The 12,489-nt window shown below is 45.0% G+C and carries 12 protein-coding genes; 6 read left to right on the top strand and 6 right to left on the bottom strand.

Going from position 1 to position 12,489, the window contains the following annotated elements; translation table 11 throughout:
- The first annotated feature begins 419 nt into the window (after nucleotides 1-419).
- The 4 genes from FLM48_RS06565 to FLM48_RS06550 are packed head-to-tail and all read left to right on the top strand — an operon-like array spanning nucleotide 420 to nucleotide 3,437.
- Entirely contained in the window at nucleotides 420-1,610 is a 1,191-nt protein-coding gene (locus FLM48_RS06565; protein ID WP_179024099.1) for a hypothetical protein, read from the top strand.
- Nucleotides 1,607-2,413, top strand: a complete 807-nt coding sequence (locus FLM48_RS06560; RefSeq protein WP_179024098.1) for a hypothetical protein — start codon at nucleotides 1,607-1,609, stop codon at nucleotides 2,411-2,413. The genes FLM48_RS06565 and FLM48_RS06560 overlap by 4 nt, the downstream gene beginning before the upstream one ends.
- 2 nt (nucleotides 2,414-2,415) lie before the next feature.
- Nucleotides 2,416-3,222: a hypothetical protein gene (locus FLM48_RS06555; protein ID WP_179024097.1), complete on the top strand. Its 807-nt coding sequence runs from the start codon at nucleotides 2,416-2,418 to the stop codon at nucleotides 3,220-3,222.
- Nucleotides 3,223-3,224: 2 nt separating this feature from the next.
- Nucleotides 3,225-3,437 carry a hypothetical protein gene (locus FLM48_RS06550; RefSeq protein WP_179024096.1) on the top strand — a complete coding sequence of 71 codons (213 nt, stop codon included), beginning with the start codon at nucleotides 3,225-3,227 and terminating at the stop codon, nucleotides 3,435-3,437.
- A gap of 412 nt (nucleotides 3,438-3,849) precedes the next feature.
- Here the strand turns inward: FLM48_RS06550 and FLM48_RS06545 are convergent, their stop codons facing one another.
- The 5 genes from FLM48_RS06545 to FLM48_RS06525 all read right to left on the bottom strand — a co-directional run bounded on the left by FLM48_RS06545 (nucleotide 3,850) and on the right by FLM48_RS06525 (nucleotide 10,239).
- On the bottom strand, nucleotides 3,850-4,467 hold the full coding sequence (locus tag FLM48_RS06545; protein WP_179024095.1) for a hypothetical protein: 618 nt from the start codon (nucleotides 4,465-4,467) through the stop codon (nucleotides 3,850-3,852).
- A gap of 124 nt (nucleotides 4,468-4,591) precedes the next feature.
- On the bottom strand, nucleotides 4,592-5,026 hold the full coding sequence (locus FLM48_RS06540; RefSeq protein ID WP_179024094.1) for a hypothetical protein: 435 nt from the start codon (nucleotides 5,024-5,026) through the stop codon (nucleotides 4,592-4,594).
- Complete coding sequence (gene gshA / locus FLM48_RS06535) at nucleotides 5,026-6,615, bottom strand: glutamate--cysteine ligase (RefSeq protein WP_179024093.1); 1,590 nt, start codon at nucleotides 6,613-6,615, stop codon at nucleotides 5,026-5,028. The genes FLM48_RS06540 and gshA overlap by 1 nt, the downstream gene beginning before the upstream one ends.
- A 295-nt stretch (nucleotides 6,616-6,910) precedes the next feature.
- Nucleotides 6,911-9,745 carry a pitrilysin family protein gene (locus tag FLM48_RS06530; RefSeq protein WP_028774702.1) on the bottom strand — a complete coding sequence of 945 codons (2,835 nt, stop codon included), beginning with the start codon at nucleotides 9,743-9,745 and terminating at the stop codon, nucleotides 6,911-6,913.
- Between the two features lie 71 nt (nucleotides 9,746-9,816).
- The gene (locus FLM48_RS06525; protein ID WP_028774701.1) at nucleotides 9,817-10,239 is read right to left on the bottom strand and encodes a YqaA family protein; all 423 of its coding nucleotides are present in this window, start codon (nucleotides 10,237-10,239) and stop codon (nucleotides 9,817-9,819) included.
- 352 nt (nucleotides 10,240-10,591) lie between these two features.
- Between FLM48_RS06525 and FLM48_RS06520 the strand changes: the two genes are divergently transcribed.
- The gene (locus FLM48_RS06520; RefSeq protein ID WP_179024092.1) at nucleotides 10,592-11,839 is read left to right on the top strand and encodes a dicarboxylate/amino acid:cation symporter; all 1,248 of its coding nucleotides are present in this window, start codon (nucleotides 10,592-10,594) and stop codon (nucleotides 11,837-11,839) included.
- A 127-nt stretch (nucleotides 11,840-11,966) separates the two neighbouring features.
- Here the strand turns inward: FLM48_RS06520 and FLM48_RS06515 are convergent, their stop codons facing one another.
- The gene (locus FLM48_RS06515) at nucleotides 11,967-12,164 is read right to left on the bottom strand and encodes a hypothetical protein (RefSeq protein ID WP_179024091.1); all 198 of its coding nucleotides are present in this window, start codon (nucleotides 12,162-12,164) and stop codon (nucleotides 11,967-11,969) included.
- A 123-nt stretch (nucleotides 12,165-12,287) separates the two neighbouring features.
- Between FLM48_RS06515 and FLM48_RS06510 the strand changes: the two genes are divergently transcribed.
- Nucleotides 12,288-12,473, top strand: a complete 186-nt coding sequence (locus FLM48_RS06510) for a hypothetical protein (RefSeq protein WP_084632593.1) — start codon at nucleotides 12,288-12,290, stop codon at nucleotides 12,471-12,473.
- Nucleotides 12,474-12,489: the final 16 nt, after the last annotated feature.

The following is a 12,489-nucleotide window of genomic DNA, read 5'->3' as shown; positions in this document are numbered from 1 at the left end:
AGTCAAACATCGACCACGCCATCCAGAGAATTAAAAGCCAATCTCTACACGCCAATCAACTCCCTTATAAAGTTAACTCTGCCCCCATTTACTTAGGTTTTAAACCAGGTACTTTTTATATTTAACCTCAAGCCTCGATAATGAATAGTGAAACTCAATAAAATTCAATAAATTATCTTTTATCATTTTCTAATGAGCGTTTTTTTCTGATTTCAAGGTGAGTTTACACGCCAACAACTTATCTATTTCACGTAAATTTACGCTAAAGCAACAAAAATATTATAAAAACATGGTTTACCCTAAGAATAGGTTATTTACATCGCACATTTTTAAACGCACTAAAGCACAATATAGAATATTTACATTACTCAGTTAGCCGCGTACTATATTATGCCGAAATGGTTTATAAGGATATAACTATGTCGTGGCAAAAGATCGATAAGCGCATTGGCGCTCATTCACTGATGGCACTCGATGCGCACACCTGTTTAGAATATGGCGTAAAGTTACCTGCCAACTTCCCATTTAATAAAGTGAAATTTACCTGCCAGGCACTCGCTATGCTGGCAAAACTAAATGACTTTGACCAACAAATGGTGATTAAAGACATTTTTAGCGTTTACCACCACCCCAATGCACCAAGCTCAGTAAAGCACAGCCGTAACCCATTTCGCCGTTTGTGGCGCACTAAATACCCTTTTCGCACTTATCACTTTTTGATTCGTTATGAGCAAGCTTCATCAGGTATTAATATCGAAGATATTTTATTTGATAAGCAACTGAGTGGTCCTAAAGAACGCTTTGCCGCTGAGCGCACTATGTTGTATGAAGTAAAGCGTACGAGCATTGCCACATATAATAAAGCAATGGATAAAGATGGAATCGAAGAAATTGAGGGGGCTTGGGGAAATGAACCAAAGCCTACCGCACGAGTAAATACAGCCCATGCAGCAGTCAATGGCATGCAAAATAGTGTTACTAAGGCAACATGGCTAATGGGTACCCATTTAGATACCGCATATAAAGGTGATGGTATTCAAGCTTATACTTTGTTTCATAACCCGACAGACTCAGTCAAACTCGATTTAGTTGAATGTGTGTTTGATAAGCGACAAGGGCGAAAGTCTCATAATGCCCAGCATTTAGCCGCAGTGCTGGCACAAAATAACCAGCAAGGTAAGTCGGTAAAGTGGGTGGCACACAGCCAAGGCGTGATTGTATTTAATGCGGCGCTTGAGCACTATCGCATTCATTACCGTGCACAATTAAAAGGGGTTGAGCTTGCAGTGCATGGCAGCGGTGCAAACATTGATCAGCTAAAGCGTATTGCATCCAGCTTAGGAGTCAAAATTATCAGTATTCGTAATAACCCTTATGATTTAGTACCTAATTTGGCAGGGCGTAATGACGTATCATCGAGCAGCTTAGTACGTTCGGCGCGTTTTGCTAAGCACGTTTTTGGTGATGAAGTAGGCGCAAGCCCGCATACTTTACCCTTTTTAGGGCTTGAAACTTATGCTGATCAATTGGCGATGCTAGGTAATCGTGATAAAGCCGCTGAGGTGAAAAAGTTTATACGCCAACTCCCTAAAGTGGACCCACGAATATGATGGCGTTACTTAAAGCTTTTTACCGCGGTTTTGTTGGCGGCCCTGACTTTAACAACACAATCACCCGCAAGTTTATTTTAGAAGATAAACAGCTCAGTGTGACCATGCCTGACAGTAATGTTGCTGCGATTGATAACGCCAAAGATGTGAGCTTTCCTCACACTTCATCAATTTGGTTTAAACAAAATGCTAAAGTTTATATGCAACATCACTACGTTAGGGTTATGACTGAAAACTGGATGTACGTGCCACCAGTGGGGGTTGGCACTAGCAGTGAATATGGCATGTTAAGTTGCCAAGTGCGTATCAAACAAACCTCTGCTATTAATGTGCTTGATAAAACCGCATTGGCGCAGTTTGTGGTGCAAGCGTATGATAATTTTCATAATGGTCCTGAAGGGCGTAATACTGAAATTCGACAAGAAACCATCGAAGAAACAAGTCAAATGGCGCGATCATTTACGCCTGACGAACTTGAAGAAGAAATTGCGGAACTGATACATCTAAGGGGTAAGCCAGCTATTCCAGCAGCGAAATTAATTGAAATAAATGGTGTTGATTGGGTTTTTTATCAAGAGGTTAAAAATAACCGACGCTCTCATCTCGACTTTTATTGCTTACCGCTAAGCCCCACCAGTTTTTTAGAGGTGAAATTTAATCACCGCGTTGACCGCAGTGATCAACATAAAAAATGGGCAAAACACGCTTTGGAGTCACAGCAGCGTATTATGGAAGCCATTTTATTAACCAACATCCCAGCAAGTGATGACAACTTAGTCGCACACAACGCTGAGGTGGTATAAGCATGTGGTCGCTAATTAAAACCTTTTGCCGTGGTTTTGATGGCGGCCCTGATTTTAACAACACAATCACCCGCAAGTTTATTTTAGAAGATAAACAGCTCAGTGTAACCATGCCTAACAGTAATGTTGCAGCGATTGATAGCGCCAAAGATGTGAGCTTTCCCCACACTTCATCAATTTGGTTTAAACAAAACACTAAAGTATATATGCAACATCATTACGTTAGGGTTATGACTGAAAACTGGATGTATGTGCCACCAGTGGGGGTTGGCACTAGCAGTGAATACGGCATGTTAAGTTGCCAAGTGCGCATCAAACACACCTCTGCCATCAATGTGCTTGATAAAACCGCATTGGCGCAGTTTGTGGTGCAAGCGTATGATGATTTTCACAATGGTCCTGAAGGGCGTAATACTGAAATTCGACAAGAAACCACCGAAGAGTCAAGTAAAATGGCTATGCCTTTTGAGCCTGAAGAACTCGAAGAAGAAATCGCAGGGCGTATCGAGAACTATGGGTACCCTCCCATCTTGCCTGCTGAAATTCACAATGTGAATGGTGTTGATTGGGTGTTTTATCAAGAAGTAAGAAGTAATGTCCGCTCTCGCAGTGATTTTTATTGTTTGCCGCTAAGCCCCACCAGTTTTTTAGAGGTTGAGTTTAGGCACCGCGTTGACCGCAATGATCAACATAAAAAATGGGCAAAGCACGCTTTGGATTCACAGCAGCGCATTATGGAAGCAATTTTATTAACCGACATCCCAGCAAGTGATGATAATTTAGTCGCACACAACGCTGAAGTGGTATAAGCATGTGGTCGCTAATTAAAACCTTTTGCCGTGCTTTTGTTGGCGGCCGTGCTTTTGTTGGCGGCCCTGATTTTAACAACACAATCACCCGAAAGTTTATTTTAGAAGATAAACAGCTCAGTGTAACCATGCCTAACAGTAATGTTGCAGCGATTGATAGCGCCAAAGATGTGAGCTTTCCCTGGATATGTGAGGTCAGAGTGAACTTCATTTGAGTATCATATTTTTCCTCATCCCACGACTCGGCTTTAGACCCCTTGACATAACACATTTCTGTTAAGAAACCATTTTACAAAAAGCAAACCCGATTCGAGGAGGCATCTAACCTTGTGTGAATGCACGTTAACTCTCGGCGACAGGCCACTCCGAGGCATCTATGCCATCGCGGCATTTGTGAACCCATTCACATCAGACACTGTCCCAGAGCGCCCATGGATGGGTTCAAACAACGTCCCTGTTTAAAAGCCGGTTCGGCATCCAAGCCTCTCGCTCATAAGCCCAGTCGCTGATGAGACTATTCGCCGAGCCGAAAGAGCATCTGCACACACCCCGCTGGAGGCGAAAACCCACCGTAGGTGTTCAAATGAATCTAGCCTTCATTTCAAATGATTAAGCCCCCTAGGCTAATCATCCAAAGAACAACCGCCATAACCAAGAAGAATCCAAGTTCTCCTGACAAGTACGATACTGAGCCGCATATCGTTTCGAGCGGGCATCAACGCGATCGGCCACCTTAATCAACCAGGCTTTTTGGTTATAGGTTTTGCGCTTATATCCACCCCATCCTTCGTGATAATTAAGATATTGGTTGCGCGCGTCCCATTTTGATACGCCATTGATTTGATGCGATTTGTAGATGAACCAGCCCATAAAGTCCATTGCATCGTCAAAGTTACTGCGACTAGACCAGGTATTACCGGTTTCTCTGACGTAATCATCCCAAGTCATGGTTTTCGCTTGGGCATAGCCGTAGGCATCACTGGCACGGCCAATGGGGATGAAGCCTAAAAAGTACTCCATTGGTGGCGCAGCATTGTGCTTAAACGAGCTTTCTTGGTACATCATGGCCAATGGCACATGTACAGGGACGCCCCACTTATCTCGGGTGTTTTTAGCCGCTTTATACCAAGAGCGATTCTCTTGATAAATAGCACACAAATTTTCTGGGTCTTTAGGTGGAGGGGTGGCACAACCTAACAGCAGTTGGGTGGCAATCACCACCCACAACCAAGACAATTGCTTCATAAAACCTTTAGCCAAATTAAACGTCAGTTAGCCAGTAGTTTCACATTGTTTGAATTATTAGGCAATTGATTCAGGTAGGTTTATTGACGTAAGTAGGAGGAATTTGTAACTTAGTCTCAGTGGGCTATTGGCTGCTATCCGGTAGCTTCACCCGCTCACAATCATAAGACTCTTGCTGCCAAACCACAGGCTGCCAATAGCTGTCGTCCATGCCGCGATAAATTTTTCCGGCATTGAACTGCGCACCTATGTGGTAACGCTCGTTAGCTTCAACGTTAATGACAAACTGTTTGGGTGTGCGCGCCGCCAATTTAACCTTAACGGCCGGGTCGCTAATAAGTTCAGCCACCGTAAATTGATACTCGCCAGGAGCCAATTGATAATTAGGCTTTGAGATAACAGGCTTGCCATCTAAATGGGTAACGACAGCCCGGTATAGGCCTTGGTCTTTAGCGGGCTCTAGATAGCCTGAAACGGTACCGCAGAGGTTTTCATCATCGGGTGCTGAAGCGCACCCGACAAGCGTTAAAGCTGCACTCATCAATATCAGCTTGCGCATCAGCCTACCTTAGCGTCATCCACTTGCGGTTTAAAGTAGTCATCTAAAAACTGCTCAAATGTCACGGCATCGCTTTGCTCAATTTCAGTTTGCTGAACTAAGGACTCCTCAGCGGCCTGCTTATAACTCGCTTGTACATCACTTGGAAGCGGTAGTTGCTGCAGTTCTTGGTGGTACTGTTTGGCTAGCCTCATCACCCACTCACCGTGGTCAAGTTGTTGGTCAAACAGTTGCTGCATTAATTGCCCTGATAGGGTTAAATCTGGATTATCAACAGCTTGATGCCAGTGCGCTAACGCTTGTTGATATGCCTCACCCTGCTCACCATCTAGCTGTTTAGCAATTTTCTGTAAGTCAGCAAAAATGTCGTGTAACCAGGCCGTTTTACTGACCATTTCACCATCGCGGTTTAGCTGCAGTTGCGGGTCGCGCCCCTGAAGAATCACTTGATTGAGGTTATCTGATAATGCTTGTTCCTCAGATGCATCACTTGGCGGTGATGGCTGAAGCAAACAATATAGAATAAACATATCAAGAAAACGCACTTGCGATGCGGTGATGCCCACGCTGCTAAACGGATTAACATCTAACGCGCGTACTTCGATGTACTCAACCCCTGCCCTTGCTAGTGCCTCAGATGGCTTTTCACCGGGTAAGCTAACTCGCTTGGCACGAATAGGTGAGTAAAACTCGTTTTCGATTTGCAGCACGTTGGCATTCAGTTGGCGAAACTCACCATCGACCTTCACACCGATTTCAGCAAATTTGTCTGATGACATATTGATGGCTGCATCAACGCCCTTTAGGTATTCATCCAGCGAATTGTAGCTAATACTTAATCTTTCTTGCTCTTTGTTGGTGTAGCCAAGATCGCTCATACGCAAAGAGGTGGCGTAAGGTAAATACAGCGTTCCTTTGCCCATTTTTTCAAATGGGATATCGGTTTGCTGATCTTTAATAAACGATCCACACAACGCAGGTGATGCGCCAAATAGATACGGCAGCACCCAAACCAAACGGCGATAGTTACGAATAAGACCAAAATAAGATTCAGAAATGAAATTGCATCGGCCACCCTCAGCACCTTGCACTTCATAGAGTCGCTGCCAAAGCGATTTAGACACTGAAAAGTTAAAATGCACCCCAGAGATAATCTGCATTTGCGCGCCGTAACGATACGTGAGTCCTTTACGGTACAAACGTTTCATCTGGCCGCTGTTAGAACTGCCGTAATCGGCAATGGGGATGTCTTCAATATTGCCCACATAACACGGCATACTCACCGGCCATAATTGCTCACCATTTAGGTTTTGCACCGTGTAAGCATGGGTGTAGGTGAGATCGGTAAACAACGACTCTATGTCACCATGAACGGGAGTAATAAACTCCAATAGAGACTCACTGTAATCAGTGGTAATACGAGAGTGGGTTAAAGCAGACCCTAAGGCTTTGGGATGAGGCTGCATAGATAAGTGTCCAGCAGCGTCAATCCGTAAGGCTTCGCGCTCAATGCCACGGTGTAAATCACCCAAGGCGCGTTGGCTGTCAGTATCGGAGAGTTGCTCTATCACTTCATTGAAAGATTTCAATCTCTTTGTCTCTTATATGTCATGGTCACGGTAGCTAGGGTCTGTTGACCTTTTGCGGTTAAATGTTGTTCGAGATAAAAGCGTTTTAGTCACGGCGAGAGGTTTGCTGCTTAGCAACATGCCTCTTCAAAGATTCACTGCCCCTAGTCAGACCCGCCAATCACAATAGATATTTCATGCCTTGGCCTAATTAAAGCACATTGGCATTGATTTTATTGGCGCCTATTTAACGCTAAAGCGGCACTCACACAGTGAATACCGCTTATGCTGTCTAATATAGGGTCAAATAACCAGATTACAACTCAAAATCTCTAACTGGATAGCCAAGCGCTTTAATATCCGCCTCAATGGCCGCCTTATCACCTACAATCAATACCACCATCTTGTGTAAATCCAGTTGCTTTTTAGCCACTTGGTTTAGCGTTTCAAGGCTAATGGTGTTGATCATGTCAGTTTGCTTTTGGGTGTAGTCATAGGGCAAACCAAAGCGTTGAATACGGCGCATGAAGCCGGCTTTTTGATACGGTGTTTCATAATCCAGTGCTTGAGATTGCGTAATCGAGTTACGCATAAATGCCAGTTCTTTGTCTGTCATGCCCTGTTTGCGATACTGATTAATCTCTTTCGCAAACTCGACTAACGCAGGTGCTGTCACATCGCTACGTACACTTGCTGACGCTTCAAACACACCCAGCTCTTTACCACCGGCAAAGTAACTACGCGCGCCATAGGTATAACCTTTATCCTCACGCAGGTTCAAATTAATGCGGCTATTAAATGCGCCACCTAATGGGTAGTTCATCAAATAAGCTTTAAAGTAATCACCTGTCGCATCATAAGGCATGGCACGCTTACCCAGCTTAATTACCGACTGCGCCGCGCCCGGCTTATCAAGAATATAGATTTTACCGCCTTTTACTTTCGGCAAATCAGCTAGTGCAGGCAGTGCTACTGCGTCGCCTTGCCACTGGCTAAACACTTGTAATTTAGCCATTAGCTCAGATTGACTGAGGTTACTGACCGCCACCATTTGCGCGTTGCCAGCGCGGTATTGTTTGGCATAAAACTGCTTAACATCGTCAAGCGTTATTGCAGACACGCTGGCCAGTGTGCCCTGACTACTCACACCTAATGGTGAGTCTTTACCGTAAAGCAGCGCATCAAACCCGGTAGAAGCTAAAAAGTTAGGATCTGACATCATATGCTGCAGCCCTTGTAGCTGCTGCTGTTTAACGCGATCAAAATCGGCTTGCTTAAAGGCGGGCTCAAATAAACGCTCTTGAACGATGGCCAAGGTTTCATCAAGCTTAGATGTCAGTGCAGACACTTTGACATAGCTTTGGTAAACATTAGAGCCAAAACTGATGGTACTACCAATCATCTCAAGGGCTTGGGCCAACTCTTCGGTACTGCGCTTGGTACTCGACTCGTTAAGCATTGACGCGGTGAGGCTGGCAAGGCCTGCTTGCTCTAGCGCCACCATGCGGTGACCGCCATTAAGGTATATCAATAGCTCAACGGTGGGGGTTTCTTCTGATTCAGTCCCCATCACTTCAATACCATTGCTTAAATCACTGGTCCATAAGGTGGGAACCTTAAGCACTGGGGCTGGACCGGCTGCAGGCATCACGCTGCGATCAAATGATGACTTAGCCACGGCAATATTATCAAGCCCGGTCACCGCATCAGCAGCCACTAAAGGTGCGGGTGCCACAAAGGTATCTTCATGGGCGATCAGCTGCCCTTGCCCTTCGGGTACCACGCTCATCACCACCATGGGCTTATCTTTAATGTAAGTATTAAATACCCGCATGACATCGGCTTTGGTCACATTGGCATAGCGATTAAGATCGTAACCTATCATGTTGGGGTTGTCTGAGAAGGTTTGGTTATAGGCCAAGGTAGAGACTTTGCCCTTGACACTTTGCAAACCAAAAATGGTGTTTGCCTCAAACTGAACCTTCACTTTTTGTAAGTCATCATCAGTGACGCCACGCTGTTCAAATTCGGCAATAGACGCCAGCATGGTTTTTTCGATATCAGCTAAATTCACACCGGCTGCAGGGTTAGCTAATGCATACATAGAGAACTGACAAGCCAACTCCTGACAAGGGTGACTCACACCCGCTTGTACCGCTAAGCCATCTTTGACTAAGTTTTTATAAAATATTGAAGTTTGACCGCCACCAAGAATATTGGACAGCAAGTCCAGCGCTGCTTCATCGTCATGGCGACCATAAACGGTTGGGAACGCCACTCGCAATAAAGGCAAATGCACGCGATCTTCCATTGAGATGTAACGCGTCTCAGGCAGTGTAACCAGCTGTTTTTCATCGGCCTGTACTGCTGGCCCTGCAGGTATTTCACCAAAATACTTGTTTACCCAAGCTAAGGTTTGCAGTTCGTCAAAGTCGCCACCTATGGTTAAGGTCGCATTGTTCGGGCCATACCAACGCTGGAAAAAGTGTTTCACATCGTTAAGGTCGGCGCGTTCTAAATCTTCCGGCCAACCGATAACAGGCCAAGAATATTGATGCCCTTGTGGGTAGAAGGCTTGATTAAAGCGCTCGCTCATGCGGCCGTAGGGTTGATTATCAATCCGTTGTGCTCGCTCGTTTTTGACGGTTTCTCGCTGCACTTCAAATTTCTTTTCTGTTAGTGCCGGCAGGAAAAATCCCATGCGGTCGGACTCTAACCACAACATCTTTTCCAGCTGATTGCTGGGGACGGTTTCAAAATAGTTGGTGCGATCACTATTTGTGGTGCCGTTTAAGGTACCACCGGCTTCAGTAACCGTTTTAAAGTGCTGCTCGTCGCCCACGTTTTCAGATCCCTGGAACATCATATGTTCAAACAGGTGAGCAAAACCTGAACGCCCAGACATTTCCCGCGCAGAGCCCACATGGTAGGTCACATCTACGTGCACTAGTGGGTCAGAGCTATCTTGGTGCAACACCACAGTCAAGCCGTTTGCCAATTGGTATTTTTTATATGGGATACCGACTTCTGACTCGGCAAAACTCACCGATTCCAGTAGTGATACGCCTGCGGGTAAGTTAGTTTGGGTTTGTTGGTTGGCACAACCTAACAACGCCGCTGACACTGCGGCTGCTAATATCCATTTTTTCAACGTAAACTCCTTCAGGCTTGGTGGTCCAATACCTTTAAAATACCAATGACATCAAACTGGTCTGTTTGTCACTATAACCAATGCAAGGCTGCCGCAGCAACCAACAGGTAGCGAATACTCTTTCCGATAAAAATCATCACGGTTGAACGAATCAAAGGCAACTTCATCCAACCCGCTAGCAAACACAATAGGTCGCCTACAACCGGTGCCCAGGCTAGCAGCAAAGACCAATACCCGTAACGCTGGATCAACGCCAAACTACGCTGGTACTTACCCGATGCCATATCTTCCGGCGACTTAGCAAAGCGGCCTAAAGATCCAAGGTAATAACTGGTGATTGAGCCAAGTGTATTACCCACAGTGGCGACGATGACCAGTGTTAACCATATCGATGCATCATCGTTAATCAGTGCAGCAAGTAAAACTTCCGATCCACCCGGTAACAATGTCGCAGCAAGAAATGCGGCACTAAACATCAACCATAACGTTGTCATATTCTCTTACCTAATGATATTTCGTAATGTTTTGTTAATCATTGCCCATCACGTCTGCAGTGTTGCACAACCGTTAAAATTTAAAGATATTAAAACAAGCTTTATTATCACAATAAGTTATAACAAAAATGGTTTGTTGCGCAACACGGTCTATCTATAAAATGGCGAAATTACCGTGAAACCAATTATTTTTGCTAAGCAAGTATATAGCAGGCAAACTATGACGTTTCGCACATAATTTTCACACACACGCAGTCGTGCAAGTTAAGTTGTTTTTTATAACCAAAATAAATAACCCTAACACTCAAATTGTACTCGCTCAGTGTGGCAATCAATATTTGGAATAACAGACATGTGGCAAACGATTAAACAAATCCCTTTTTGGCAAAAAGTGGTAGCGGGCTTTATTTTAGGCGCTACTGTCGGTGTCATTTTTGGTGAGCAAGCAACCGTATTAAAACCGCTGGGCGACCTGTTCATTGCGGCGATTAAGATGTTAGTGGCACCACTGATTTTCTGTGCGATTGTGGTCAGTATTACGGCACTGGGCAACGATGTCAGTTTAAAGCGCCTGAGCTTTAAAACCCTGGCGATGTTTATGTTCACCGGCACCATCGCATCAATTATCGGCCTGACAGTTGGTTCGATGATCGATATGGGTGGCACCATGGAGCTAGCCACCTCAGAAGTTCGCGAGCGCCATGTCCCCGGCTTTGCACAAGTGCTGCTTGATATGATCCCAGTCAATCCTTTCGCCTCACTTGCTGAAGGCAAAGTACTGCAAATCATCGTATTTGCCGCACTGGTGGGGATTGCCATTAATAAAGTGGGCGAAAAAGCCGACGCATTAAAGCGCACCATCGAAGCGGGCGCTGAAGTGATGTTCCAATTAACTCGCATGGTACTACAACTGACTCCAATCGGCGTATTTGGCTTAATGGCATGGGTTGTTGGTGAGTATGGTTTATCGACTCTATTGCCACTGGGTAAATTTATTGGTGCCATTTATATTGCCGCATTAATCCACATTATTGTGGTTTACGGTGGATTAATAAAATTTGCCGCTAGACTGAGCCCAGTGCAGTTTTTCCGTAAAGCCATGCCAGCTCAGCTAGTTGCTTTTACCACCGCATCGAGCTTTGGCACTCTGCCCGCAAGTACACGCTGTACTGAGTCTATGGGCGTATCTAAGAAATACGGCGCCTTTGTACTGCCAATGGGCGCAACCATGAACATGGACGGTTGTGGCGGTATCTACCCTGCTATTGCCGCTATCTTTATTGCGCAAATTTATGGTATTCCACTAGAGATGAGTGACTACTTGCTGATTGCAGTTACCGCAACGGTCGCCTCAGTAGGCACCGCTGGCGTACCGGGTAGCGCTATGGTGATGCTATCGGTCACGTTAGGTGTGGTTGGTCTGCCGCTTGAAGGCATCGCCTTTATTGCCGCCATTGACCGCGTTATCGACATGATCCGCACCAGTACCAACGTCACCGGCGATATGATGACGGCCGTTGTGGTTGGTAAATCTGAGGGACAAGTCGACGTAGACCAGTTTTATACTAACGACGAGCCACTAAAAACCGCAACTAGCTAGCTACAGATTTAGTTAACTCGCAACAAAAAGGCCACTGAATGTGGCCTTTTTAATACCCAAACTATGCAATAAAATCAAACGCGTTATACTGAATAGGCAATACCAATCAGTATAAACATTTAGTCACTCAGCGAGAGTTTAGAGGTTCTGAGGCAAGGTCATTAAATGCTCCTGCATTAATGACATTCACCACATCCATGTGGCTTGCAACGAGTGAAGAGCATAGTTGTTCTACGGTTAAGCTCGTTAACATAGCATCAGGACTGCTAAAACTCGCCGTTCTGGCGCGTTTTTGGCTACCTACTTCTGCGTTGAATAACCTCACAAGGGAGCAACCATTGTCTCTGTTATTCGTCTTGAATTAGTTTGCCAAAAGCGCGCTAAGTAGATCAAATTCTTATACTGATTGGTATAAAATAGCTTAACTGAAAGATAATTAAGGCCATTTATGACCAAACTCTTCTTCCTACCCATCATACTTTGTCTGTTTTGGACGCTGTTTTTACACCTCAATGGTGTGCCGCTTAAGCAGGGCAAAAAGGGCTTTATTTATATTATCGCCATCAGCATGACCCTGATCTTGTCATTGTTGTTCTTACTTTGGCTAACCGCAGGACAAAACTTACGTAGCTAACAGCTAATCGTTCACT

The sequence above is a fragment of the Shewanella sp. Scap07 genome (genome assembly GCF_013394145.1).
GTDB classification, from domain to species: domain Bacteria; phylum Pseudomonadota; class Gammaproteobacteria; order Enterobacterales; family Shewanellaceae; genus Shewanella; species Shewanella waksmanii.
Note: the sequence above shows the minus strand (reverse complement) of the source record. Positions and strands in the feature narration are given on the sequence as shown.

What these genes read in the sequence shown, in the direction of transcription:
- FLM48_RS06565 (WP_179024099.1), top strand. Translation starts at nt 420, where the DNA reads ATGTCGTGGCAAAAGATCGATAAGCGCATTGGCGCTCATTCACTGATG.
- FLM48_RS06560 (WP_179024098.1), top strand. Translation starts at nt 1,607, where the DNA reads ATGATGGCGTTACTTAAAGCTTTTTACCGCGGTTTTGTTGGCGGCCCT.
- FLM48_RS06555 (WP_179024097.1), top strand. Translation starts at nt 2,416, where the DNA reads ATGTGGTCGCTAATTAAAACCTTTTGCCGTGGTTTTGATGGCGGCCCT.
- FLM48_RS06550 (WP_179024096.1), top strand. Translation starts at nt 3,225, where the DNA reads ATGTGGTCGCTAATTAAAACCTTTTGCCGTGCTTTTGTTGGCGGCCGT.
- FLM48_RS06545 (WP_179024095.1), bottom strand. Translation starts at nt 4,467, where the DNA reads ATGAAGCAATTGTCTTGGTTGTGGGTGGTGATTGCCACCCAACTGCTG.
- FLM48_RS06540 (WP_179024094.1), bottom strand. Translation starts at nt 5,026, where the DNA reads ATGCGCAAGCTGATATTGATGAGTGCAGCTTTAACGCTTGTCGGGTGC.
- FLM48_RS06525 (WP_028774701.1), bottom strand. Translation starts at nt 10,239, where the DNA reads ATGACAACGTTATGGTTGATGTTTAGTGCCGCATTTCTTGCTGCGACA.
- FLM48_RS06520 (WP_179024092.1), top strand. Translation starts at nt 10,592, where the DNA reads ATGTGGCAAACGATTAAACAAATCCCTTTTTGGCAAAAAGTGGTAGCG.
- FLM48_RS06510 (WP_084632593.1), top strand. Translation starts at nt 12,288, where the DNA reads ATGACCAAACTCTTCTTCCTACCCATCATACTTTGTCTGTTTTGGACG.